This is a genomic window from Candidatus Poriferisodalis sp., from assembly GCF_965208555.1.
Lineage (GTDB): Bacteria > Actinomycetota > Acidimicrobiia > Acidimicrobiales > Poriferisodalaceae > Poriferisodalis.
The window spans coordinates 3,361,720-3,387,214 of the sequence record NZ_OZ242342.1; the positions used below are offsets into that span (position 1 = coordinate 3,361,720).

General features: G+C 67.8%; 20 protein-coding genes. 9 read left to right on the top strand and 11 right to left on the bottom strand.

Annotated features, from left to right (window positions below; all coding sequences use genetic code 11):
* Positions 1–45: 45 nt before the first annotated feature.
* A complete protein-coding gene (locus ACOGXE_RS15345) occupies positions 46–1,176 on the bottom strand; it encodes an epoxide hydrolase family protein (protein ID WP_419931762.1) in 1,131 nt (376 codons plus the stop codon).
* A gap of 61 nt (positions 1,177–1,237) precedes the next feature.
* A complete protein-coding gene (locus ACOGXE_RS15350; protein ID WP_419931763.1) occupies positions 1,238–3,616 on the bottom strand; it encodes a CoA transferase in 2,379 nt (792 codons plus the stop codon).
* 103 nt (positions 3,617–3,719) lie between these two features.
* On the opposite strand from ACOGXE_RS15350, the gene ACOGXE_RS15355 reads away from it, so the two are divergent.
* Together ACOGXE_RS15355 and hisC are read left to right on the top strand one after the other, a co-directional pair.
* Positions 3,720–4,628: a polysaccharide deacetylase family protein gene (locus ACOGXE_RS15355; protein WP_419931764.1), complete on the top strand. Its 909-nt coding sequence runs from the start codon at positions 3,720–3,722 to the stop codon at positions 4,626–4,628.
* A gap of 134 nt (positions 4,629–4,762) precedes the next feature.
* Complete coding sequence (gene hisC, locus ACOGXE_RS15360) at positions 4,763–5,854, top strand: histidinol-phosphate transaminase (RefSeq protein ID WP_419931765.1); 1,092 nt, start codon at positions 4,763–4,765, stop codon at positions 5,852–5,854.
* A gap of 57 nt (positions 5,855–5,911) precedes the next feature.
* Here the strand turns inward: hisC and ACOGXE_RS15365 are convergent, their stop codons facing one another.
* Positions 5,912–7,372 carry a pyridoxal-dependent decarboxylase gene (locus ACOGXE_RS15365; RefSeq protein ID WP_419931766.1) on the bottom strand — a complete coding sequence of 487 codons (1,461 nt, stop codon included), beginning with the start codon at positions 7,370–7,372 and terminating at the stop codon, positions 5,912–5,914.
* Positions 7,373–7,458: 86 nt separating this feature from the next.
* On the opposite strand from ACOGXE_RS15365, the gene ACOGXE_RS15370 reads away from it, so the two are divergent.
* Positions 7,459–8,517, top strand: a complete 1,059-nt coding sequence (locus ACOGXE_RS15370; protein WP_419931767.1) for a phosphotransferase family protein — start codon at positions 7,459–7,461, stop codon at positions 8,515–8,517.
* A gap of 45 nt (positions 8,518–8,562) precedes the next feature.
* Positions 8,563–9,228: a uracil-DNA glycosylase gene (gene ung / locus ACOGXE_RS15375; RefSeq protein ID WP_419931768.1), complete on the top strand. Its 666-nt coding sequence runs from the start codon at positions 8,563–8,565 to the stop codon at positions 9,226–9,228.
* A 27-nt stretch (positions 9,229–9,255) separates the two neighbouring features.
* Here ung and ACOGXE_RS15380 read toward each other — a convergent pair whose 3' ends face one another.
* Positions 9,256–9,894, bottom strand: coding sequence for a VOC family protein (locus tag ACOGXE_RS15380; RefSeq protein WP_419931769.1), 639 nt, complete (start codon positions 9,892–9,894; stop codon positions 9,256–9,258).
* 46 nt (positions 9,895–9,940) lie between these two features.
* Positions 9,941–12,340 carry a CoA transferase gene (locus ACOGXE_RS15385; RefSeq protein ID WP_419931770.1) on the bottom strand — a complete coding sequence of 800 codons (2,400 nt, stop codon included), beginning with the start codon at positions 12,338–12,340 and terminating at the stop codon, positions 9,941–9,943.
* 69 nt (positions 12,341–12,409) lie between these two features.
* On the opposite strand from ACOGXE_RS15385, the gene ACOGXE_RS15390 reads away from it, so the two are divergent.
* The 4 genes from ACOGXE_RS15390 to ACOGXE_RS15405 all read left to right on the top strand — a co-directional run bounded on the left by ACOGXE_RS15390 (position 12,410) and on the right by ACOGXE_RS15405 (position 16,721).
* Positions 12,410–14,428, top strand: a complete 2,019-nt coding sequence (locus ACOGXE_RS15390; protein ID WP_419931771.1) for a molybdopterin-containing oxidoreductase family protein — start codon at positions 12,410–12,412, stop codon at positions 14,426–14,428.
* A 26-nt stretch (positions 14,429–14,454) separates the two neighbouring features.
* Positions 14,455–15,021, top strand: a complete 567-nt coding sequence (locus tag ACOGXE_RS15395; protein WP_419931772.1) for a TMEM165/GDT1 family protein — start codon at positions 14,455–14,457, stop codon at positions 15,019–15,021.
* Between the two features lie 107 nt (positions 15,022–15,128).
* Entirely contained in the window at positions 15,129–15,917 is a 789-nt protein-coding gene (locus tag ACOGXE_RS15400; RefSeq protein ID WP_419931773.1) for an SDR family NAD(P)-dependent oxidoreductase, read from the top strand.
* Between the two features lie 246 nt (positions 15,918–16,163).
* Entirely contained in the window at positions 16,164–16,721 is a 558-nt protein-coding gene (locus ACOGXE_RS15405; RefSeq protein ID WP_419931774.1) for a Uma2 family endonuclease, read from the top strand.
* A gap of 81 nt (positions 16,722–16,802) precedes the next feature.
* On the opposite strand, the gene ACOGXE_RS15410 is transcribed toward ACOGXE_RS15405, so the two are convergent.
* The 6 genes from ACOGXE_RS15410 to ACOGXE_RS15435 are packed head-to-tail and all read right to left on the bottom strand — an operon-like array spanning position 16,803 to position 24,484.
* Positions 16,803–18,569 carry a cation:proton antiporter gene (locus ACOGXE_RS15410; protein ID WP_419931775.1) on the bottom strand — a complete coding sequence of 589 codons (1,767 nt, stop codon included), beginning with the start codon at positions 18,567–18,569 and terminating at the stop codon, positions 16,803–16,805.
* A gap of 32 nt (positions 18,570–18,601) precedes the next feature.
* Positions 18,602–20,965, bottom strand: a complete 2,364-nt coding sequence (locus tag ACOGXE_RS15415; protein WP_419931776.1) for a xanthine dehydrogenase family protein molybdopterin-binding subunit — start codon at positions 20,963–20,965, stop codon at positions 18,602–18,604.
* Positions 20,962–21,450 carry a (2Fe-2S)-binding protein gene (locus ACOGXE_RS15420; protein ID WP_419931777.1) on the bottom strand — a complete coding sequence of 163 codons (489 nt, stop codon included), beginning with the start codon at positions 21,448–21,450 and terminating at the stop codon, positions 20,962–20,964. The genes ACOGXE_RS15415 and ACOGXE_RS15420 overlap by 4 nt, the downstream gene beginning before the upstream one ends.
* Positions 21,447–22,304, bottom strand: coding sequence for an FAD binding domain-containing protein (locus ACOGXE_RS15425; RefSeq protein WP_419931778.1), 858 nt, complete (start codon positions 22,302–22,304; stop codon positions 21,447–21,449). Before ACOGXE_RS15425 ends, ACOGXE_RS15420 begins: the two co-directional genes overlap by 4 nt.
* 6 nt (positions 22,305–22,310) lie before the next feature.
* Positions 22,311–23,339 carry a hypothetical protein gene (locus ACOGXE_RS15430; protein ID WP_419931779.1) on the bottom strand — a complete coding sequence of 343 codons (1,029 nt, stop codon included), beginning with the start codon at positions 23,337–23,339 and terminating at the stop codon, positions 22,311–22,313.
* Positions 23,336–24,484 carry an aromatic ring-hydroxylating oxygenase subunit alpha gene (locus ACOGXE_RS15435; RefSeq protein ID WP_419931780.1) on the bottom strand — a complete coding sequence of 383 codons (1,149 nt, stop codon included), beginning with the start codon at positions 24,482–24,484 and terminating at the stop codon, positions 23,336–23,338. Before ACOGXE_RS15435 ends, ACOGXE_RS15430 begins: the two co-directional genes overlap by 4 nt.
* 198 nt (positions 24,485–24,682) lie before the next feature.
* Here ACOGXE_RS15435 and ACOGXE_RS15440 point away from each other — a divergent pair, with 198 nt between their 5' ends.
* Positions 24,683–25,492, top strand: a complete 810-nt coding sequence (locus tag ACOGXE_RS15440) for a protein phosphatase 2C domain-containing protein (protein WP_419931781.1) — start codon at positions 24,683–24,685, stop codon at positions 25,490–25,492.
* Positions 25,493–25,495 lie beyond the last annotated feature (3 nt).

Here is a 25,495-nt window from a genome sequence, read left to right on the forward strand (position 1 = left end):
ATCTTGCGGGCGGCCCCGGTGAGCCCTGGGCCATCGCACAGCGGGTCATCGCAGCAGGCGGAAGAAGGCGCGCACGTCGTCGACGAACAGCTCGGGCTGCTCGAAGGCCGCGAAGTGGCCGCCGGCGGGCATCTCGGTCCAGTGGCGGATGTCGGAGTAGATCGGCTCGGACCATGCGCGCACCGGCGGGATGATCTCGGCGGGGAACTTGGCAACGCCGGTGGGGACGTCCACCGTCATGCGCGGGAGCTGCCGGAAGCTCTCCCAGTACAGGCGGCCAGACGACGCCGCGTTGGCGTTCAGCCAATACAGCATCACGTTGTCGAGCATCTCGTCGCGGCCGAGCGTGTTCTCCGGGTGCCCGTCGCAGTCGGTCCACGCCCAGAACTTCTCCAGGATCCACGCCGCCTGGCCGGCTGGCGAATCGGTCAGGCCGTAGCCGAGGGTCTGGGGGCGGGTGGACTGCTGCTTCGAGTAGCCGGAATCCCAGTCGTTGTAGTGCTTGGCTTTGGTGAGTGCTGCGATCTCCTCGTCGTTGGGCTCGCGATCCTTGGGGCGGCTGCCTCGCATCACCATGTTCAGGTGAATGCCGATGCAGCGGCCGGGATGACGGCTGCCGAGCGCACTGGTGACCGCTGATCCCCAGTCGCCGCCCTGCGCGCCGAAGCGGTCGTAGCCCAGTCCGGTCATCATCTCGGCCCAGCAGTCGGCAATCCTCTCGATTCCCCAGCCGGGTTCGGTCGGCTTGGCGCTGAAGCCGTACCCGGGCAGCGACGGGCAGATCACATGGAACGCGTCGGATGCATTACCGCCGTGTGCGGTCGGATCGGCCAAGGGCTCAATGACCTTGTGGAACTCCACCACCGACCCGGGCCAGCCGTGCGTGACGACGATCGGAATCGCATCGGGCTCGGGAGAGCGCACGTGGATGAAGTGAACGTCCATGCCGTTGACATCGGCCATGTACTGGTCGAACCGGTTCAGGGCGGATTCGCGGGCCCGCCAGTCGTAGGTGTTGGCCCAGTAGTCGCACACTTCTTGGACATAGGACAGGGGGATGCCCTGGGACCAGTCGTCGACCGGTTCTTCGTCCGGCCAGCGTGTTCTGGCCAGGCGGTCCCTCAGGTCGGCAAGCTGTTCGTCCGAGACGTCGATCTGGAATGGTTCGATCTGCATCCGAGCACGGTAGTCCGCGGTGTGCATTCGACTCCGGGGTGTGCGAGGGCAGGGGCGTTGGTCAGTCGTAGACGAAGCCGAGTTCTGCCGGTGGGGGGAGCTCGCCGCCGATGTGGCCGCTGGCTCGCAGGTCGGCAATCTGGCCTGGCGTGAGGCCGGCTACTTCGGCGAAGACATCGTCGGTGTGCTGGTCGAAGAGGGGGGAGGGCCCCGCTTGGGACGGGCGGGCGCCGTCGAGTGTGAAGGGGCTGGCTATGTGCCGCCTCGCGCCGGTGACCGGGTGCTCGACCACCTCGATGTGACTGGCCAGCGGCTCGTGCGCCGGGGCCGTCCACGGGTCCCAGCAGAGTTCGGTGCGGGCGCCCGCCCGATGCAGAGTCGCCTGCAGCTCGGCCCGGGTGCGGGTGGGCTGGCTGTCGTTGTGGCTGAGCTCGCTGAGCAGCTCATTGATGGCGCTCGTCGCCTGCGCTTCGGCGATGACTGCCAGCCAGCCGTCGGTTCCCGGTATGAAGCCGCTCCAGGCCGCTCCCGGCTCGCGGTTGCCCATGCGGCCGATGTCGCGGCCAGCCATCGAAGCCAGCACGATGGCCTCGCCGCTGAACTGCCAGGTGCCTTCCTGCTGCGAGACGTCCATCTCGATGCCCTGCCCGGTGCGCTCGGCATGGTGCAGGCCGCTCAGCAAGGCGAAGCCGGCGGTGATTCCCGCGATCGGGTCAGGGAAGTAGATGTTGGAGATGCGGGCGCCCTCGTGCTCGTAGCCCTGGCGGTGGCCCAACCCGCCCATCGCCTCGATGATCGAGCCGTAGCCCACCGCGTCGGCGTACGGGCCGTCCACGCCGAACGCCGGCATGCGCACCAGCACGATCCGGGGGTTCACCTGGGCCAGCGCGGCGAAGTCGAGCCCCAACTGCGGCAGCACATGGGCCGAGAAGTTGGCGACGATCCCATCGCAGTTGCGCACCAGCTCCATGAAGGCGGCTTTGCCCTCGGGTGTCGCAAGCGTGACCACGCAGTCGCGCTTGCCCTTGTTGACGGCGTTGAAGTGGCCGCCAGCTTCGTAGAAGCGGTTGTCGTTGATCAGATGCGCGAGGCCGGGGGCCATGCCATGGTCGTAGGGACGCTGCGTACGGAAGCCATCGAAGGGATTCTGCGCTTCGATCTTGATCACATCGATGCCCAGTGGTGTCAGCAGGTTGCCGATGTAGGGCCCGGCCCAGGCGATGGTCATCTCGATCACACGCAGGCGGCGCGCCTGGCGCAGCGCTGGTTCCGGCGTGCCGGGGGCGGCGCCGACGCTGCGGCCGGCATCTGCAACGGTCGGGAAGGGGTCGGCACCTGGGTCGCTGACCCGCTGGTCGGGCACCGGCAGGCCAGGTGCGTTGAACGGCCGGATGGGTGACGCAGCGGTGCCGGCAGGGGTGGCGACCTCGCCCAGGAAGCCTCTCGCAGCAAGGTGCTCGTCGGCCAGGACGTCGAGCGGGGTCATCACCATGCCGACTGCCCATGGCGTCTCGAGCGCGAACTGGAACAGCTCGCGCTTGGTTCGTGCTGCATACCACGGCTCGATGACCTCGCGGATCTTGTCGATGTGCCGGGCCCGGCGGTGGCGGTGGCTCAGCTCCGGATCGTCGATCCACTCGGGCACGCCGATGTGCAGGCACTGCATCTCCCAGTCGTCCCGGCGAAGGGATCCGGGGCACACGTAGCCGTCGGCGCAGCGGATGGCACCAGAGGGGTACGCCGTGGGCGGGTGCGGCCCCACGAGCGGCCGTGGCCGCTCGCAGTGCAGAGCGTCGCAGTAGCACAGCTCGACGGCGGTGAGCAGTGCACCCAGCCACGAGACGTCCATGTGAGTCTCCGGCCGTCGCAGTATCAGATGTGCTGCCCACGCGGCGAGCCCGCCCGCCGTGTACTGGGCCTGCCAACCGGGCAGCCGCAGCGGCTCGGCGCCCTCGTCGCCGTTGAAGCCCAGAAAACCCGTGGCGGTCTGCACCAGCAGCTCATCGGCGATCACGCCCGGATCGTCGGCGTCCGCCCCCCAAGCGGTCACCGTGACGAGCTTCGGAACTCGTTCGCCCGCAGCGCTGCGCTCAGCCAACTGCTGCGGGTCCCATGGCCCTCCGGCAAGCCCCGCAACCGTGTCGCTTGCGATCACGATCTCGGGCCAGGACGGATCGACGTCGCTGGCCGCGCAGTTCAGCTTCCCCGCGTTCAGATGAACGAAGAGCGGGCTCAGTTCGTCGTGTCCCAGCGGGTCATCGTCGACCGGCTGATGCCGTGCGGGGTCGCCGCCCGGCGGCTCGACCTTGACGACGGTCGCACCGGCGCCGGCCAGCAGCCGTCCGGCAAATGGACCGGCGATGCCGGTGGCCACCTCCAGCACTCGCATCCCGGCCAGCGGCGGCTCCTCAGCGGCGGTCGCATCGGGCGATTCCGGCATCGGATCACGGTAGTACCCGAGGCCAGTGACGCCATGGGTCGCGGGGCTCATCGCGATGCTCCAGCCGTGGCTTCCCCGAATGCAGTTTCGCTAGGGTCCACAGATGAGCTTGTCCAACGGCACTGCCGCATCGAGCGGGGCGACCAACGGCGAACACGGCCCGGTCGCGGTCTGCCTGAGCTTCGACTTCGATGCCATCTCGATCTGGACCGGCCCCCGCGGTTCGCGTTCGCCCAACCTGACTGCGCGGGGCGAGTTCGCGTCGATCGGGGCGCACCGGCTGCTCGATCTGCTCGAGGAGCGCAGCATCCCGTCCACTTGGTTCATCCCCGGCCACACCATCGACACCTTCGGCGAGGTGTGTGCCCGGGTGGCGGCCGACGGGCACGAGGTGGGCTACCACGGCTACTGCCACGAGGCTCCGTCCTCGAAGCGGGACGAGGCCGACGAGCGGGCCATCCTGACTCGCTCCATCGACTGTCTGGAGCGGCTGTCGGGCAGCGCTCCGGTCGGGCACCGGGTACCCGGCGGCAATTGCGGCGACCGCTGGATCAGCCTGCTCATCGAGCACGGCTTCTCCTATGACTCCTCCATGGCGCGCAACGACTACGCCCCTACGTGGTGCCGGCTCGGCGACGTGCCCACCACCGACGGGCCGCACCGTTTCGGCGACGAGGTGGACCTGGTGCAGCTGCCCTTCGAGTACATCTTGGACGACTGGCCGTACTTCAGCTACGACGGGCCGACCGTGCAGGGGCTGCGCACGCCCGATCACGTCTATGACGTGTGGTCGGCCGAGTTCGACTACCTCTACGAGCGGGTCGGCAGCGGCGTGTTCGTGCTCACCATGCATCCGCAGTGCATCGGGCGCGGCAGCCGCATGCTGATGCTCGAGCGCCTGATCGATCACATGGCATCCCGACCGGGTGTGACCTTCGCCACCATGGAGCAAGTCGCGGACGATTTCCGCACAGTTGCCTCGCCCGGGGACGGCGCGAATCGCCGGCTTTAGCGAACGGCCGGACTCATCTCCTCCCTTGCAAGCAGTCGAGCCAGCCGCAGCCTTGAGAGGGTGGGCCCGCTAGCTTGCCGCCGGGTACCGCCGAGAGGCATCGGCGGTCCTCGTCTCCGGAGGAGGTCGAGCGCATGATCGGACGACCCAGGGCGGCCGTGGAAGGCCTGCCGCAGTACAAGCCGGGCCGCTCGGCGGCGCAGGCCGAGGCCGAACACAACCTGGCCGAGGCAATCAAGCTGGCATCCAACGAGAACGCCAACGACCCGCTGCCTTCGGTGGCGAAGGCGGTGTCCGAGGCGGCGTTGGGCATGAACCGCTACCCGGATCATCGCTGCATGGGCGTCCGGGAGGCGTTGGCCGATCGGCACAGCGTCGGGCTCGACCATGTCACAGTCGGCTCAGGCTCGGTGGGCGTGCTGCAGCAGCTGTTCGCCGCCTACGTCGACCCGGGCGACGAGGTGGTGTACCCGTGGCGCTCGTTCGAGGTACATCCGGTGTTCTGCGCGGTGTCGGCCGCGCAGGCCGTCACGGTGCCGCTGGTCGACCATGCGTTCGACCTCGACGCCGTGGCTGCCGCCGTGACCGATCGCACCAAGCTCGTTGTGCTGTCCACGCCCAACAACCCCACCGGCACGGTTTGCACCACCGCTGAGCTGCAGCGCTTGCTGGGCGCAGTGCCCAGTGATGTGATCGTGGTGATCGACGAGGCATACAGAGAGTTCGTCACCGACACCGAGGTCGCCGATCCGATCGAGGCAATCCTGCCGTCCCACCCGAACGCCTTGGTGCTGCGAACCTTCTCCAAGGCGTACGGCTTGGCCAACCTGCGCGTCGGCTACGGCGTCGGGCACCCCGACGTCATCGGGGCGCTCGACAAGGTGGCGCTCCCGTTCATCGTCAGCGGGCTCGCACAGACTGCGGCGCTCGCCTCGCTGGAACCCCAGGCCAGCGCCGAGCTGGACGAGCGGGTCGCCGGCATCCTGGCCGAGCGCGAACGCCTGAGCGCCGCCCTGGTATCGAGGGGCTGGCCGGTGGTGCCGTCGCAGGCCAACTTCTTGTACCTGCCAGTTGAGGACAGAGCGATGGAGCTCTTCGTCCGCTTGGAGAAGCAGGGCCTGGTGACCCGCCCGTTCGAGGGCGAGGGCGTACGGATCAGCTTGGGCACTCCCGCACAGAACGACCGGCTGCTGACTGCGCTCGGCGACATCGACCCCACCGGTTGAGTTGCGCCCGCCGATCTGGCCGGGCTGAGTCGGGCCGGCTGACGGCGCTGACCGCAGTCAGACTGCAGCTTCGCTGATCAGTTTCCAGAGCATGTCCATCTGGGTGCGATCGGTTCGCGACTGGCCCACGGCGACGCGGATGATGCTGCGCCCGTCCAGCTTCGAAGGAGTCAAGTAGGCCTCACCGCTGTCGTTCACCGCAGCCGCGACCGCATCGGTGGCGCGATCAGCGGCGTCTTGTGCCCCCGGTGAGTCGTCCGCCGCTTGGCAGCGGAAGCACACCAGCGAGAACGGGTGCGGGGCCACGATCTCGAACCTTGAGTCTTCGCCGATGCGCTGCGCGAACTCCTGGGCCATGGCCACGTGATGGCGCACCATCTGGCGGATGCCCGACGCGCCGTAGCTGCGCAGCACCCACCACAGCTTCAGCGCCCGGAAGCGCCGGCCCAGCGGCACCTGCCAGTTGCGATAGTCGATCACATTGCCCGCATCGCTCTGGGCGTTGCGCAGGTACGGCGGGTCGATCGACAGGGCGTCAGTGAGAGCGGCCTTTTCGGAGACGTAGAACGCTGAACAGTCGAAGTTCACCATCATCCACTTGTGCGGGTTGAAGACGTAGCTGTCGACGAGATCGACGCCGTCGTTGTGGTGACGGAACTCGGGACAGATCATTGCGGTGCCCGCGTAGGCAGCGTCGACGTGGTGCCACAGGCTGTGCTCGACGGCGATGTGAGCGATGGCCCGCACGGGGTCGACCGCAGTGGTGCCGGTGGTGCCGACCGTCGAGCCGACGAACGTCGGCACTAGGCCGGCGGCCGCATCGGCGTCAATCGCTGCGGCCAGCGCGTCGGGCCGCATCGCCTGGTGTTCGTCGACCTCAATGAGCCGGACATGACCGAACCCAGCGACGTTGGCGCCCTTCTCCACCGAGCTGTGCGCTTGAGCAGAGGTGTAGGCGACCATCTGCGTCGCCGGCTGCCCGCTGCGCTTGGCGGCACGGTGCCGAGCTGCCACCAGAGCTACGTGCGTTGCATCCGACGCGCTGCCCTGCAGCACGCCGCCGCCGCTGGCTGTCGTCTTCCAGTGGCTCGGCAGGCCGGTCAGATCCACAAGCCAGTCCAGCATGTGGCTCTCGATCTCGGTCATGGCCGGCGACGCCGACCACAGCAGTCCGATCAAACCGAGCCCAGATGACACAGTGTCTGCCAGCACCGACGGCGGCGAGTTGTTCGCGGGGAAATAGGCGAACCAGCCCGGGTGCTGCCAGTGCGTGACTCCCGGCAGGACCACCCGGTCCAGATCGGCGAGCAGATCTTCGAACGCCTCGGGCTGCTCGGGGGCGTTGTCGGGCAGCATCGCCCGGATATCGCCCGGCTGCACCGTCGATGCCACCGGCAGCGACTCGATGCGCTCCCAGTAGTCGGCGATCCAGTCGATGATCTCCCGGCCGTGGCGCCGGAACTCCTCCGGCGTCATGTGTGCAGGCGGTGAGGTGATGTCTGGATCGATCTCATCCATGGCGCCGACGCTACTTGCGGCCCATCTCCGAGCCGCCGCCGGTGGTTGCCGTAGTGTGTGCCCGCTGAGCGAGAACGGGAGGCGAGATGACGAACGGTGCTGTGGCTTCGGGCATTCTCGGTTATGACGTCCCCGCGGTGGAGGCGTGGATCGACGCGAACGTCGACGGCCTTGAGCCGCCGTTCCAATGGAGCCAGCTCGAGGGCGGGCACAGCAACCTCACCTACAAGCTCACCGCTGCCGACGGCACCACTGCCGTGGTGCGCCGCCCTCCGATGGGGGAGCTGCTGCCCAAGGCCCACGACATGGGGCGCGAGTTCACGATCATCAGCGGTCTTGGGTCCACCGACGTGCCGGTCGCGAAGGCCTACGGCTACTGCGAGAGCCCCGACGTGACCGGGGCGCACTTCTACGTGATGAGCTACGTGGAGGGCAAGCCCCTATTCGAGTCGGCCGATGCCCGCGACCACCTGACCGCCGAGGGCCGGGCGCACGTGGGCATGTCGTTCATGGACGTGCTGGCGGCGCTGCACTCGGTGGACCCCGACGATGTCGGCCTGGGCGAGCTCGGCCGCAAGGACGACTACGTCGGTCGCCAGATCCGCACGTGGTACCGGTCGTGGACGGCCTCGGCGGAATCGGCGAACTACGACACCCCCGTAGTGCACGAGCTGCACGATCTCTTGCAGGAACGCAAGCCCACTCAGGGCCCGGCCCGGGTGGTGCACGGCGACTACGGGCTGCACAACTGCCTGTTCAATCCCGCCGGTGAGCTGCAGGCGGTGCTGGACTGGGAGATCTCCACCCTGGGCGACCCGCTGGCCGACTTCGCCTATGCGCTCAACAGCTGGACCGAGCCCGCCGACGAGCTCCTGGAAGGATCCGACCCGCCCACGCTGGTGGACGGCTTCGTCGGGCGTGCCGATCTCATCGAGCGCTACGAGCAGCAGACCGGTGCCGACCTGTCGGACCTGGCGTACTACGTCAGCTTCAACCACTGGAAGTCGGCGTGCATCATCCATGGCGTGTATGCCCGCTACATGCGCGGCCAGAAGCCCGCCGACGACGTCGACCTCGACCTCTACCGGGCACGCATCGGGCGTGGCATTGAGTTGTCGGCGGCAGCCGCCGAGGCGATCGCCTAGTGCTGGCGCCTCCTGCTGTGCTCGGGGGACGGGGCTGACGCGGGCGTGCCGCGCACCGACTGGAACCCGATCCTGCGAGGCGAATTCGACAAGCCCTACTGGCCGATCCTGCAGCAGTTCGTGGCCGACGAGCGAGCGCAGGGCACCGTGTACCCGCCGCATGACCAGGTGTTCGCGGCCCTGCACCTGACGCCCTATGCCGATGTGAAGGTGCTGATTTTGGGCCAGGATCCCTATCACGGCCCGCGCCAGGCGCACGGGCTCTGCTTCTCGGTGCCTCACGGCATCCCGCAGCCGCCGTCGCTGCAGAACATCTTCGCCGAGTTGCGCGACGACCTCGGTATCGAACCACCGTCCCACGGCAACCTCGAAGGATGGGCGAGTCAGGGGGTGCTGCTGCTCAACGCGTTCTTGACGGTTCGTGCCCGCCAGGCAGCGTCACATCGCTCGGCCGGCTGGGAGACCTTCACCGATGAGGTGATCCGGGCGGTCAGCGCCAAGCCCGATCGGGTGGTGTTCATCTTGTGGGGCGGGTTCGCCCGTCGCAAGAAGTCGCTGGTGGACACCACCCGGCACGTCGTCATCGAGTCGGCCCACCCCTCGCCGCTCAGCGCCCACAACGGTTTCTTCGGCAGCAAGCCGTTCAGCCGCGCCAACGCGGCCCTGGCTGCCGCCGGCCGCCAGCCGATCGACTGGAGCCTCGACGACTGACTGCTGACCGGGACCCGGCGGGGCGCTTCAGCGCAGGGTGACTTGCCCGTTGGGGGTGTCGAGCACAGCTTCGACGCTGACCGTGTCGCCGGCTTCGACCGACACATTGATGCCGATGGCGCTGTAGAGCGTCCGGATGTGGTCAGGATCGGGGTGGGTGCCCGACATCGACACGAGCGTGCAGCCGGTCGGCGTCACCTCGGCGGGGTGGGTGGTGTCGCCCCACTCGATGACGAATGGAGCGAGGCCGGCACCATCGGCAAGGCCGGCAGGGGACAGTGTGAGCGACCAGTGGATCTCCTCGCCGTCGGGCTTGACCCGGCTCATCGAGATGATCTCGCCCGGGTCTTCGCCGCAGCCGCGCATCGCAGCCACGACGTCTTCGATGGTCTCGCCCGCGGAGGCATGAATAGCGAATGTCACCAGCTTCGGCCCGCCGAGGGCGTCGATGCCGAACGGACGCGGGTTCGCCGGCTCGGGCTGCTCCGGATCGGGGGCGATGATCTCGAGATACACCTCGTCGCCGAGCGACAGGAGCGTGTTGCGGGTGCCGACGCCAGGATGAGGCCCGCCGGGCGCGGGCTGCATTCCGACAAGCTCTGCGACGGCGGCTGTGCCGGCCGCTAGATCGGGTGCTGCGACGACGATGTGATCGATTGCTGCCATGCGCGCACGTTAGCCCCGCCGTGCGTTCCGCTCATCGCCTGGTTTGCTAGTCGAAGGCCTCTGCTGCGGCGAGTTCGGCGACCTTGTCGGCGTCGTAGCCGAGATGGGAGGTGAGCACGTCGTAGAGGTGTTCACCGAGTGCCGGAGCGGCCCGCTCGGGCCACACACGGCTGCGCGACATCGTGAAACGGGGTGCCTCGATGATCGTCGTGCCATGGGTTGAGTGGGGGACCTCCACCCAATGGCCACGGTGCGCGAGCTGGGGATCGACCGTCAGTTCGGGGCTGTTCTGCACCCGGTGGGCCGCGATGCCTGCGGCTTGGCACTGCGCCTCGACGTCGGCTTCGTCCAGTGCGGCTGTCCACGCTGAGACCTCGGCTTCGATTTCTTCGCGGCGTGCCAGCCGGTCGGCGAGCGGCAGGGAAGCAATGTCGGTGCACCCGATGAGCCCGGCGAGCGCACGCCACGCATCGTCGTCTTGGGCCGCTACGGCAACCCAGCGGTCGTCGCCGGCGGCCGGGAAGACCCCATGGGGGCAGTGGTGCTCGCTCTGGTTGCCTCGTCCGCCCACGACGTTGCCATTGCGCAGGAACTCCAGCACGGCCGGCGCGATGAAATGGACCGAGGCCTCTGCTTGGGAGAAGTCGAGGTAGCGGCCCTCGCCGGTGCGCCTCCGGTGGTCGATGGCCGCGAGCAGGCTGGCCGTCGCCGGATGGGGCGACGTGTAGTCGGTGATGGCGCCATAGGGGCCTACCGGGGCACGGTCCGGCCAGCCGGTGATGTTGTAGAAGCCGACCATGGCGCCCGACAGGTTGCCGTAGCCGCCGAAATTGGCCAACGGGCCGGTTTGGCCGCAGAGACAACTCGACAGCATCACTACCGAAGGGTTGATGTCGCGCACGCTGTCGTAGTCGAGCCCCCACGAGCGCATGATGCGCGGCGTGTACGACTCGCACACCACATCGGCCCAGCGCACCAGGTCGTAGGCAACCTCACGGCCTGCGTCGGTGGCGGGATTCAGCGTGATGCCGAGCTTGCCGGCGTTCATGTTGTTGAACGTGGCGCCGTTCTCGGGCCCGGGGTCGTTGTCGATGAACGGCAGGAACGTGCGGACGGCGTCAAGCTTGACCGACGACTCCACCCGGATCACCGTGGCGCCTGCATCGGCCAGCAGGCGGGACACGGTCGGCCCGGCAACCGCCCACATGAAATCGAGCACCTTGAGTCCCTCGAGCGGGCGTTCGAGGGCCACAGGGGTCGCCGGGGCGAAGACGGCGGGCGACCGTTCGCCGGTCAGCATCTCGGCGCTGTGCTCGCCGACGGCTGGCACCCGGTCGAGCGAGCCGTTGCCAGGTTCCGGCTTCATCCAGTGGCCCGGGTAGCGCTCGCCGTCGACGATGTCCCAGTAGTCGCGGGAAGCGAGCTGTTCGGATGCCGTGAGGTCAGCCGTCGTGGCTACCGGGGCAAGCAGCAAGCGGCGTTCGAGAGCGAGGGCGAAGAGCTCGTCCTTGGTCCGTGAAGCGGTGAAGTTCGCCACGCAGTCCTTGATCCGCTCGAAGTCCTCCAGTGTTTCGCTGCCGTCGCCGAGCGCCATGCCGTACTGCACCCAGTCCTTGCCGGCCGTGGCCTCGTCGCAGAAGCCGGCCTCGTGCACCAGCGCCATCATCCGGCCCGTCGCCGGCCCGATGGCCGCCCCGAAGACGTGCGTGAACGAGACGTACCCGTCCTTGGCCGGGTACACGACTCGCAGGCGGATGGGCCCGCTGCGGATGCCGCCGCCTCCCCGCAGCGTCAGCGGGGCGTTGACCAGCGAGCACAGCACCGACGACATCGTCGAGTTCATCGCCACGGCCTGCGCCGACACATCGATGTGCTGGCCGAGCCCGGACTGGTTGCGCTCGACCAGCGCCAGTGCCACTGCCGCCGCAGCCTGGCCTGCTGCATGCAGGAACGCCTGCGGCACGCCGACACCCAGCGGAGCTCGGTCCTCGTCGCCGCACATGTGCATCGGCCCGCCCGACGCCCACACGGTGAGGTCGGTTGCCGCCCAGTGCGCCTTGGGGCCTGTCTGGCCGAACGGCGAGATCGAGGCGACGACGAGCGCAGGATTGATCTCGGCAAGGGCGTCGGGCCCGAGGCCCAGCGATGCCATATGGCCCGGCGGGGCTGACTCGATGAGCACGTCAGCGCCAGCCGCGAGCTGCCGCAGCGCATCGGCGCCGTCCTCAGCGGCGATGTCGAGCTCGACCGACCTCTTGCCGCGTGCGTAGGAGGCGTGGGTGAGCGAGGCACCGCTCGCATCGAACGGTGCGAGCCGCCGAACGGGGGAGCCTCCCGGCGGCTCGATAGCGATCACCTCGGCGCCGAGCCGCGCCAGGATGAACCCGGCCATGTGCCCCCGGTCGTCGGTCAGATCGAGCACCCGGTACGGCGACAGCAGCGTCATGGTGACGCGGAAACTAGTTCCGGATTCCGCTCGCCAACGGCTGTGGTCTAATGAGCGGCGGGGTGCGGCATGACCGAGCTGCGAACGAATTGCCCCCGTGACTGCTACGACAATTGCGGGATCGTCGTGCGTCCGGGCAAGAACGGCCGGGTCATCGTGCGCGGCGACCCGGAGCACCCGATCAACCGGGGCACGCTGTGCACCAAGTGTGCGACGGCCTACAACGGTGTGTGGCAGGACCCCAGCGAGCGCCTGTCCATACCGCTCCGTCGCGTCGGGCCGAAGGGTGAGGGAGCGTTCGAGGCCATCAGCTGGGACGCAGCGCTGAGCGAGGTCGCGGAACGCACCCAGCAGGTCATCGACAAACGCGGGCCGCAGGCCGTGGTTCACACCCATTACTCGGGGACGCTGTCGATGCTGGCGTTCATGTTCCCGATGCGGTTCTTCAACCGGCTGGGCGCCACCGAGGTCGAGCCGGACTCGATCTGCAATCTGGCAGGGCACATCGCTTGGTCGGCGATGTTCGGCATCTCGGTTGCCGGCTTCGACCCCCGGACCGCTGCTGACTCGTCGTGCATTCTCGTGTGGGGTGCGAATCCCTCTCACAGCGGCCCCCACATGGACCAGCACTGGCTCGGCGAGTTCGACGGGGCGGTGGTGGTCGTCGACCCGATCCGCACCGACACGGCCGTGCGTGCCGATCTGCACCTCCAACCGTTTCCGGGTACCGACGCAGCGCTGGCGTTCTCCATCGTGCACGAGCTCAGGGCCCTGGGGGCGTTCGACGACGAGTTCATTGCGGCACATGTGCACGGCGCCCCCGATGTGCTGCCGACCATCGAGGCGTGCTCGCCGAGTTGGGGCGAGGCGCAGACCGGTGTCCCGGCTGAACAGATCCGGCAAGCGGCCGAGCTCTATGCATCCGGTCCTGCGCTGCTGTGGGCGGGCCAGGGCCTGCAGCGCCAGCCCACCGGCGCCAACGTGATGCGAGCGATCGGCATGCTGCCGGCGCTCACCGGCAACATCGGAAAGCCAGGGGCCGGGATCTGCTACCTCAACGTGGCGGCAGCATTGCTCGGGGCCGACTTCGACGAGCTCGCCGGCGCGTCGCTCGTGGACGGCGAGGCCCGCAAGTTGAATCACATCGGTCTCGCCGGTGCCCTCGAAGACCCTGATCGCTTCGGTGCCATGTTCAGCTGGAACACCAACCCGCTGGCGTCGGCGGCCGAACAGCTCAGGCTGCGGGAGGCGTTCCGCCGTGAGGACTTGTTCACGGTGGTCGTCGACTGTTTCCCCACCGACACCGTCGACTATGCCGACATCGTCCTGCCGGCGGCCAGCTTCCTGGAGTTCGACGATCTCACCTTCAGCTACATGAACCCCATCGTGGGAGCCCAGCGCAAGGTCCGCGAACCCGTCGGAGACTCGCTGCCTAACCAGGAGATCTTCCGCCGGCTCGCCGCAGCAATGGGATACGACGAACCCGAGCTCCACGAGAGCGATGTAGTCCTCATCGAGCGGCTCCTGGACGGGCTCGACCTGGGGTTCTCGTTCGAAGAACTGGCCGAACGGGGTCACGTCTATCTCACCGAGGACCCGTTCGACTACTTCGCGGATCGAAGGTTCCGCACACCTTCGGGGCGAATTGAGATTGCTTCGGCATCGTTGTCAGAGGTCGGCCTCGACCCGGTGCCGACGCCGGCGACCGATGCCGCCCAGCCGGAGGGCCTGTTCCGGCTGCTGACCCCGGCATCTCGCTGGCGTCTCAACGACTCCCATGCGAATGACCGCACGATCGGGCGGCGTTCAGGGCCGCCAACCGTCACCGTTCACCCCGCCGACGCAGCCGATCTCGGCATCGCCGACGGCGATCCGGTGCACCTCCGCAATGGCGCCGGACAGATCACGCTCGCGACAGCCATCGGCGACATCGCACCTCGCGGCGTGCTCGTGGCCTACAAGGGGCGCTGGCCCAAGCTTGAGCCTGGCGGATGCAATGTCAACGCGCTGCACGAGGGCAATTCGGCCGACATCGAGGGCTGCAGTGCCGTGCACGGCACCCTCGTCAGCCTCGAACCAGCCCGCTGAATTGACGATCGACCTCAGGTGCAGCGGTGGCTGACATCGGCGTTGCGTTCGGCATCGTGTTCCTGGCGGAGATCGGCGACAAGACCCAGCTGGTCGCTCTGACAACTGCGGGACGTCACGGTGCCGTAAAGACCCTCGCGGCATTCGCTGCCGCCATCGCCCTCTTGCAGACCATTTCGGTCGCTGCAGGTTCGGCAGTCGGGTCGATCTTCGGGGGCCGGGCGGCCACGGCGGTCGTCGGCGGGCTGTTCGTCGTGCTGGGACTGTGGACGTGGTGGTCGGCGAGCGGCGATGAGGAGGAGATGCCCAAGGGACTGGGCCGGGCGAGCCTGCTTGGCGCGACAGGGTTGTTTCTGCTTGCCGAGCTCGGCGACAAGACCATGATCGCGACCGCTGCACTTGCTGCTGAACGCTCGGCAGTCTTCGTGTGGCTGGGCTCCTTCGCTGCCATGGTCGCGGCGACCGGGCTCGCTGTCGTCGTCGGTCAGCAAATTGTCGAGCGCTGGTCCGGTCCGCGTCTTGCGCGGATCGGCGCCGTCGTCTTTGTGGCGGTAGGCGTCATCACCATCGTCAGTGCCGCCGTCGGCAACTGAGATCCCCAGATCGCGAACCAGTCGACTGACGCCGCCCAGCACCGAAGACGGCGCGAGATTCGTGGTAAGACGCCCTCCGCTGAGGCAGAACAGATGGGGGAGCGATTGTGAGCGACGACCGACTGGGAATCGTGACTGGTGGGGCCCGGGGCCTCGGGTTGGCGATGGTCCACGCGCTGCTGGAACAAGACGTGGTCGAGCGGGTCGCGGTGTTCGACCTTCTCGATGAGCCGGTCGACGACGGCCGCGTGTCGGTTCACCGGTGCGATGTGACCGACGTGGCATCGGTCCGGGCGGCCTATGAGGCCGTGGGGGACGTGCCGCGTGTGCTGGTCAACAACGCCGGCGGCGATCCGGGATCCGGGGTCACGGCTGCGACGCACGGGCCTTTCGAGGATCCCGAGCAGTTCCGGCGCATGGTCGACCTGAACTTCACGAGCGCGCACCTGGTGACCTCGATAATCGGCCCGGACCTCACCGACGGGGCCGCCATCTGCAGCACCGCATCGATCGCGGGCCAGACGGCGTCGCCGCTGTTCGCCTACGGGGCGGCGAAGTGCGCGGTGATCCACTGGACCAAGTCGATGGCGCGGGTGCTCGGGCCCAGGGGCATCCGCATCAATGCGGTGGCCCCAGGCATCATCCGGACGATCCTGTGGGAGCAGCTCGAGCCCGACATCGACCGCTACAAGCGCAACGTGGTGTCGCGGATCCCGTTGCTGTCGGACCAGACACCGGAGGACATCGCGGATGCCGTTGCGTTCTTGTGCTCGGACCGGGCGCGCAGCATCACCGGTCAGACGCTGGCCATCGACGGCGGCATGACCGCCGGCGAGCCGATCTACGGGAGCTGGGACACCGACGGCGGCGATCGCTGGACGTCCGCTCCGCGCTGACGGAATGGGCTGCGCCTGGGCCGACGGTTGTCGGCGCGCTTCAGGGGACGATCAGGATCTTGGCGTGCTCGACGGGGCTGGCGAGCTCGTCGAGAAACCGCTTCTCCCGATGGCTCGCTAAGTGAGACAATGCTGAGGCCGCAGGCTGGTCGCCGTCCCCCCGAACGCTCGCAGCGCAGATCCGTTGCCTATAGCTATGAAAGGCATCGAAATTAAATGAAGACTGCCACAGAATCCTCTCCGACTATGTTGCTCACGGCGGAGGAACTGCTGCGCCTCGACGCTCAGGGAGTGCGGGGCGAGCTGGTCAGGGGAGTGTTTTGCGAGGTCATGTCTGCCGGCTACCGGCACGGGATGATCGTGGTGAGGCTGGCCGCCAGGCTCCTCGATTATGCCGACGAGCGACGCTGCGGAACCGTGGTGGCATCCGATACCGGCATCCTGCTCGAACGCGACCCGGACACTGTCCGAGAAGCCGACATCGCCTTCACCTCGGCAGACCGCCTGTCGCCCAGTGCCGCACCCACCGGCTATTCCGATGTCGTTCCCGATCTGGTGGTGGAAGTGGCATCGCCCAGCGACCGCCCTGGCGAGCTTGCCGAGCGCGCCGAGATGTGGCTCGGCTTCGGCGTGCGGCTGCTGTGGGTGGTTCATCCCGACTCGAAGACCGTCGAAGTCCGCGACGCCGATGCCCATCCGGCCGGCGTGCCGCAGGCCGAGACGCGCTCTCTCGATGACGAACTCGACGGGGGCTCAGTGCTGCCGGGGTTCTCCTACCCGCTCCGCCGACTCTTCGCAGACTAAAGACACTTGCGCGGCGTCAGCCGGATCCTGGCGTGCTCGACGGGGCTGGCGAGTTGGTCGAAGGCCACTGCGACTGCAATGTCATGGGTCGTTGCTCGCTGAGTCGTCTCGTGTCGCATCGGGCTCGAGTTCGTTGTGGAGGACTGCGTGGGTGACGGCTTCGGTGTCGGGCTCGGGCAGCTCGAAGTGGCCGAGCGCATGGGCAATGAGCGCGTCGTGGGCGGCTTGGCGCTCTGCGACGACGTGATCGACGAGCCCGTCGCGCTCGAGGTCGGCGGCATCGGCGGGATCGGCGGCCCAGGCCAGCACGGCGATGTCGGGGTTGTGCTCTCGGGCGATGCGGGCGAACTGCTCGACCGCTGAGGGCGGGCTGTCGACGGCGAGCGCGATCCGGGCGTCACGCAGGCCGGCGCGCTCCGCGATCACGTGACGGGACAGGTCGCCGACGAGCACCTTGCGCCCTGTGGTTGCGGCCCATCGCTGCGCCTCGGGGTCGAGCGACACGACGGTGTAGGGGATGTGCGCCAGTTCGAGCGCGGAGACGATGCGGCGTGCCCGCGGGCCGAAGCCGTTCACGACGGCGTGATCCACCAGCGCTTCGTGCTCGCTGGAGTCGAACTCAGGGACATCGCCGTCGTGCGGGCGATTGCGCTGGCGGGCACGGCGGTCGGCGTCGGAACGTGCGGCGAGCGACTGGCCCCAGCGCGCGCCGAAGGGGCTGAATGCCATCAGCAGCACGGTCACGGCGATGAATGCGTCGGTGCCGTCAGCGAGTCCCGCCGGGACGAGCCCGACTTCCTCACCGGCTCGTTCGAGCACGAAGGAGAACTCTCCGATCTGCGCCAGCACCAGAGCCCCCGACAGTGCCACCGCCCGCGGCTGGCGCACCAGCAACGCCGCAGCACTGGTCGACAGCATCTTCACGACGACCACGACGAGTGCCAAGCCGATCACCAAGGGTAGGTTGCGCGCCAGGTAGCCGACGTCGAGCAGCATGCCGATGGAGACGAAGAACGTCGCCGAGAACAGGATCTGCAGCGGCATCACCTCACCGAGTGCCCGCGCAGCGACACGGCTCTCGCTGACCATCAGGCCCGCAAGGAACGCCCCGAGCGAGATCGAGACATCGAGCAGGCTGGTGGCATACGCCGTCCCGAAGCAGATGGCCAGCACGGTCAGCAGGAACACCTCGCCCGACTGGATCCGCGAGACGTACTGCAGCACTGCCGGCACCAGCGTCCGCGCCACAACGATCACTGCCACGACGATGCCGGCCGCCTTGGCGAAGGCGATCAGCACGTCGGTCGGACCGGTGGTCTGGCCGCCCAGCAGCGGCACCGCCAGCACCATGGCGACAATCGCCAAGTCCTGGAAGATGAGCAGCGCGACCGAGACGTTGCCGACGGGCGACGTGGTGGCTCGGCGCTCGGCCAGCACTTTCAGCACGATTGCCGTGCTGCTGAGCGACACGAGCAGACCCGTGAAGACCGCCGTCCGCCATTCGACGCCGAAGGCGGCGACGACCGCAGCGACGATGCCGGTGGTGAGGCCCACCTGCACCGTCCCGCCGATCAGGAACAGCGACGCCAGGCGGCGGACCCGTTCGAGGCTGAACTCGATGCCGAGCGTGAACAACAGCAGCATCACGCCGATGTCTGCCGACTGGTTGACCAGATCGATGTCGCTGATGAGACCGACGCCGCTGGGCCCGATGACCGTGCCCGCAGCGAGGAACCCGACGATTGGCACCACCCCGAGACGCGAGGACACGAAGGCGATCAACGTTCCCGCAACCAGCAGGATCGCCAGCTCGGTGAACAGCGGCGGTGCCGACGCAGCCAACAGCACTTGTCGCCGAGGCTATTGGGGCCGAGGCGGCGTCAGCCTCCGGCTTCTCGGATGAGGCGTGACAGCAGAGCTGGCCGCAGCGGCTTGATGTTGACGTTGACGTCGAGGTCGGCGAGGGCGTCGGCGACGGCGTTGACGATCGAGGGCACCGCTCCGATCAGACCGCCTTCTCCCACGCCTTTGAATCCGCCGACGGTGTCGATCGACGGCGACTCGATGTGGGCGATCTGGAAGTTGGGAACGTCGGTCGAGCTGGGCAGCAGGTAGTCCATCAGCGTCGCTGTGCGGACCTGGCCGTCGGAGTCGTACACGAACTCCTCCATGAGCGCCTCGCCGATGCCTTGAGCCACGCCGCCCATCACTTGGCCGTCGACGATCATCGGGTTGATGACGCGGCCGCAGTCGTGAACGACGACGTAGCCCTCGATGTCGACCGTCCCGTCTGCGGCATCGACCGCCACCTGCGCGATGTGGGTGGCGTTCGCCATGGTGACCAGCGGCGGGTCGTAGAAGTCGGTCTCCTCGATGCCGAAGCTCTCGCCTTCAGGCAGGTCGGTGGTGTTCATTGCGTACGCCGTCTCGGCGACCTCTTGGAACGAAAGGGCCCGACTCGGCACGCCCGCGACATGCATCTGGCCGTCGGAGACCACGATGTCCTCTGGCGTGGACTCGAGCATGAATGCGGCGATCCGCGCCAGCTTCAGCCGGGCCTTCTCCGATGCCCGTATCAGCGCCCCGCCGCCGGTGACTGCGCTGCGGCTGGCAAAGGTATTGGTGCCGTAAGGCCCCGCCGCGGTGTCGCCCTCGACGACCGTCACATCCTCCAAGCGAGCCCCGAGCTCGTCCGCGACGACCTGAGCGAAGGTCGTGAAGTGGCCTTGACCCGAATGCGCGTGGCTCACGAAGGCCGTCACCTTGCCGGTGGGCTCCACCTTCACCGTTCCGCTGTCGAAGCCGGGCAGGCGGGAAAGTCCGCGGGCGCGCCAGCCGGGAGCGCCCGTCCCGCTCACCTCGGTGAAGCTGCAGATGCCGATGCCTCGGTACTTGCCGTCGACGAGCCGGCCTTGGGCCTGACCGGCGCGGAACTCGTCATAGCCCGCCATCTCCATCGCCATCTCGAGCGACTCGACGAAGCTGCCCGTGTCGTAGCGGACGCCGACGACGTTGTTCCACGGCAGCTCCGCGGTGGGCACCATGTTCCTCAGCCGAACCTCGGCAGGGTCGAGCTCGAGCCGGCGGGCGATCCGGTCCATCATGCCCTCGATCGCCATGAAGCAGACCGGCTGTGCGACACCCCGATAGGCCAGCACCGGCGCGGTATGGGTGGCGACGGCGGTGGCCGTGTACTCATACTCGGTGATGCGGTACGGCCCGACGATCATGCGGGCGCCGCCGGTGGTCTCCAGCGTGCAGCCGAACGGCACCGCTGAGTAGGCGCCGCCGTTGGTGAGGATCTCGGCCCTCAGCGCCGTGACGATGCCGTCATCATCGACAGCGGCCTCGACTCGATAGTGGTTGTCACGGGCGTGGACGTCGGTGAGCAGGGCCCCGTACCGGTCCTGGACCCACTTCACTGGCCGGCGCAGACGCAGGGCGAGCGCAGCGCAGACGAATTCCTCGGGGTAGAGGGCCGCCTTGATGCCGAATCCGCCGCCGACGTCGGGAACAACGACCCGCAGGGTTGACTCGGCGACGTCCAGGAACTCGGCCAGCGCCGTCCGCAGCAGGTGGTGGATCTGGGTCGAGGAGTAGAAGACCAGGTTGGCCGGCTGTTCGGGCACGGCGAGGCACCCTCGGGGCTCGATCGGCACGGCGGTCACACGGTTGGAGTGGAACTCCTCGGAGATGACGTGGGCCGCCGTGTCGAAAGCAGCGGCCACGTTCTCGGTCGCGAATCGGCCCTCGAAATAGACGTTGCCCGGCACTGTCGGGTTGACCTGTGGGGCGGCGGGATCAGTGGCCTCGTGAATGTCGACCACCGCAGGAAGCGGCTCGTAGTCGACCTGGACCAGTTCCATGCCGTCCTCGGCGAGGTACTGGCTCTCGGCCACCACCACGGCCACCGCCTCGCCTGCGAACCGCACCTCGTCGATCGCCAGCACGTCTCGGGTGTTGAAGCTGTAGCCGGGCAGCTCGATCTGCGCAGCGATCGGCTTCACCATGGCAGCGAGATCCGCGCCGGTGAGCACGTCGACCACGCCGTCGAGCGCAAGGGCCTCGCTCGCGTCGATCGAGGTGATGCGGGCGTGGGCGTAGGGGCTGAGCACGAACGCCAGGTGCAGCGTGTTGAGCGGCGCGGGCAGGTCGTCGACGAAGCGCCCCTGGCCTCGCAGGAGGTAATCGTCCTCTCGCCGCAGCACGCTCTGGCCGACAGCGCCGTGAGTGTCGCTGCTCATGCTTGCTGCCCCCGTCGCAGCTCCACGGCGGCCTCGGTGATCGCATCCACGATGTTGGCGTAGCCGGTGCAGCGGCAGACGTTGTTCATGAGCGTCTCGCGGATGGTGGCCTCGTCTGGGTCGGCGGTGCGTTCCAGCAGCTCGACCGCTGTGAGGAGGAATCCCGGCGTGCAGAAACCGCACTGCAGCGCATGCTTTTGGTGGAACATCTCTTGGATCGGATGGAGCTCGTCAAGCCCCGCGAGATCTTCCACGGTGCGGATGTCCGATCCGTCGACCGCCGCAGCGAAGTGCAGGCAGCTGCGGGCAGTGCGGCCGTCGAGCAGCACCGTGCACGCCCCGCAGACCCCTTGCTCGCAGCCGATGTGGGTGCCGGTCAGGCCGAGATCGTGCCGCAGGTAGTCGACGAGCAATCGCCGAGGCTCCACGCGGGAGTGGCGGTTCCGGCCATTGACGGTGATGGTTACCTCGCATTCATCGGTCATGGACCTTCCCCTTCCAGCAGCCCGCGTTCGATCAGCACGCCGACGAGGTGTCGCCGGTAGTCGGCGTCGGCGTGCATGTCACCGGTCGGATTGACGGCGTTGCGAGCAGCCGTGACGGCGGCCGCGATTGCGGTGGGACCCAGGTCGGTGCCGACCAGCGCGTCCTCGGCGTCGACCAGACGCTGGGCCACCGACCCGACGCCGAACGCCGCGATGCGTGCCATTGTGCAGGTGCCGCCCGCGCTGGCCCACCGCAATGCGACCCCGCCGACCGGGAACACGTTGCCTCCGTTCGATACTTCTTCGAGACTGCTTCGCTCGCTTGGGTCTTGACGTTTGAATGCGACTGCCGAGACGATCTCGCCTGGCTCGATGCTGGTGGTCATGTCCGCGACGAAGAAGTCATGGGCCGGTACCCGACGCTCGCCGGCGGTACTGGCAAGCACCAGCTCGGCTTCGAGCGCGAGCGCAACGGCCGGCAGCTCGGCGAGCGGGTCGCAGTGGGCCAGGCTGCCGCAGACGGTGCCGCGGTTGCGCGTGGCGGGCAGGCCGACGTGGGGGAGTGCGGTGGCCAGCAGCGGGCACTCGGCTTGGACCAACGGGCTGGTCTCGGCATCGAACTGGCGCACGAGCGCACCGACGACGAGGCGGTCGTCCGACAGCCGGATGTAGTCGAGCTCTCCGCAGCGGTTGATCGACACGACCACCTCGGGTCGGGCCAGCCGCAGGTTCATGAGCGGGACCAGGCTCTGGCCGCCGGCGAGAATCCGGGCGTCCTCGCCGTGGGCGGCCATGGCCCCGAGCACCTCGTCGAGCGTCTCGGGAGCAACGAACGAGAACGGCGCAGGTTTCATGGCGGCTCAGCCGGCGAGGGGTTGCAGATCGGCTGCGAGCGCCGCCAACGGCTCAGGGCCTACGATGGCGCCGTCTTCGACGACACGCTGACCGTCGATGTCGATCGTGTGCATGAACAAGACAGCATCGGGGTGGTTCTCACCGCCGCCGGGATCCCACCACGGCATGCCCATGCCGATCGCATTGTTGCCCATCGCACGTGTGTCCTCGACGAACGAGCCGCCGGTGACCCGGGCTGTGGGATGGATGCCGTGAGTGAAATGGATGACGTATCCGTAGCCGCCGTCCTTGCCGGCCCGGCGCAGCGCCCGGTCGGCGACGGTTCGCTCATTGCCTCCGCCGGAAATGGCCTGGATGCGGCCATCGACTTCGAGGGTGATGGGTGAAGGAAGCCGGGTGTAGTACTCGTGAAACATGGCGCCGACGTCGATGCGGCCCTTCACGGATTCAACTTCGGGGAACAGCGTGCATTGCCCGGGAATCAGGACCGTCCCCGGCTTGTCGGCGCGTCGAGGTTTCTCGAACCCGCGCTGCCCCAGAATGAAGCTCACGTCGGTGCCGGCGTTGTCGGTGATGCGCACGTTCTTGCCAACGGCATCGTTCACCAGCGCGTCAAACCCATGGTGCACCGCGAAGTAGTGGTCGAGATCAACTCGCCCGAACAGCCGCAACAGGCCCCCGGCGCTGAGGTCGGCACCCAGCAGGTAGCGGATGCGGTTGGTCTCCATTGCGTGATCGTGCAGTTCCGAACCGGCGAGATAGGGGAACGTGAAGTCGATCCACACGTCTGCAGCCAGCGCTGCGGCCCCCAGTGCGGGAGTCACGTAGGGATCGGCGAGGCGACCCTGATACGGCAGTGGCGGGATCAGGTGAACCGAGGCATTGGCGCCGGCGAGCAGCGACGCCCGCAGTACCGCCTGCCAGACCACCTCGTCGCTGTCGGTATCAGCGGTGATCAGGACGGTCTCGCCCGGCTCCAACGCCATGTAGTCGCGCATCAGCACGTCCGCCGCGCCGGTCACGGTGGCGGTCATGGGGTGGCTCCGTCGAGGACACGGTCGAGGTAGCCGTTGAGGAAGTTGTGCACACCCTTCTCGTGCGTGCTCATGCGCCCGGGCCGGTAGGCGGGTGAGCTCATCGCCTGCTGCATCGACTCGATCATCACCCGATCCTCTTCGAGCACCAAAATCTGGTAGTCGTAGTAGATCTTCAGCGTCTCGTCGAAGTCGGGCCGATCGAAGAACTCCTCGGGGAACAGGTGGTAGATGACCACCTTGGTGTGGCCCTCGTCGATCGGCCACGCGATCATCGGCCGGATGCAGTCGATGCGGCCGAAGAACGTCATGTTGGGCGCCTTGTACGCCGTGCAGGCGAAGCTGTGCGGCCGGTCATCCAGCCACGGCATCTTGCCGAGCAGCGGTTCGGCGCCCGGCGTGGGCGGGCCGGCGTCGTAGAAGATCGACAGTCCGCCGCCGGGCTTGATCATCACGTGGTCGGGCTCGAACTTGAAGTTGGCCCCGAAGCTTCCCGCGTGCAGCACCCCCACGTGGTAGAAGTCCATCAAGTTCTCGTGCACGAACTTCCAGTTGCACGCCAGGTCGATCTCGAGCTTGTTGCCGAGGCGGCACTTCTCCCACCCGAGGAACGAGAACTCCTCGTCGATCACGGCCATCGCGTCGGCCAGCGGCTCGGCATCGGGATCGAAGTTGATGAAGATGTTGCCCCGCCAGACATCGAGCCGAAGCGGGGTCAGGGCGCACTCGGCAACGTCGAATCCTTCGGACTCGGCCATGTAGGCGGCGCTCTTCAACTGGCCGTCGAGGCCGTACACCCAGCCGTGGTAAGGGCAGCTGAACGCCCGCAGATTGCCCTCCCCGTATGCAATCTCGACACCCCGGTGAACGCACATGTTGTAGTTGGCATGCAGCTTGCCGTCGCGGTCGCGTGAGAGCAGCACGGGCTCATCGACGAGGCGCAGCGCCATGTAGTCACCCGGGTCGGCCAGCTCCTCGACCCGCCCGACATACAGCCACTCGCGCTTGAAGTACTCGGTCACTTCGCGACGGAAGATCTCTGGGCTGGCGTAGATCGCGCCCGGTGCATGGCTGGCCTGGTCCAGAGCGGCCCGGGTCTCCCTCGGATCTATCTGCAACGAACCAGGCTCCAACGAATCTGGCATCACGTCCCCCCATTCCCCACGGCTCCGCCCCATGGAACCGCATTGCGAGACTCGATTCGTTCTCCGTTGCATAGCAGGGCATCCGCCCGCCCGCCATGGCCAGTGCCTCGACCGAGGCCGTGTGGCCGCGGAAATCAATTGGGCTCCGGCCGATGCGCTTCGGTACCGTCGCTGGTGAGACTTCGAACGGAGTGCTCTGTGACCCGGATATCAGCCGCCTCGGTCGGTGTCGACATCGCCACGCGGGCTGAGGTTGGGCCGCGGGATCGGCAGGAGGACCGCGTCCGGACGGTCGCGAACGCTGACGGCTCGTGGGTGATGGCGGTGGCTGACGGGCTGGGCGGTCATCCGTTCGGGGACGAGGCTGCCCAGGCCGCAGTGGATGCGCTGCCCGAACGCATCACCAGCCAGGCAGAGATGACCGCAGCATTCGATGCGGCGAACGCGGCCGCATGGGGTCTGCATCCCGAGATGCGCAGCCCCGACGAGGGCGTGTCGTCGGTGATCGCGCTCACGACGCTCGTGGTTGCCGCGTGGACACCCGAAGGCCGCCTGCTGGTGTCGTGGGCGGGGGACTCGATGGCGTTCTTGGTGCCCATCGCGGGAGGGCCGGGCTGGCACAGCACCCCTCATGGCGGGCCGATGGGATTCGTCAGCCGCGGCATCGGCATGTTCCGGGCCAGCCCGGGCAGCACCTACGAGCTGCCGGCGGGCCACCTCGAGAACCTCAGCGAGGACGTGCCCGCGGCCCGTGTCCAAGGCTGGATCAGCGACCAGGGGCTGCTGGTCGTGCTGGCCACCGATGGGCTGTTCGACCCGGTATTGATGACGCATGACCGGGGCTGGTTCGGCGACGACGCAGACGATCTGAGCCTCGGCTTCGCGCTGCCGCCCGAGCGGCGGGAATCGGCCGACACAGTCGCCGACACGCTGATGGACACCGCCCGCTTCGCCGGCCTGATCGACAACACCACCATCGCGGTCGCCCGTCTCACACTCGGGACCTGACCC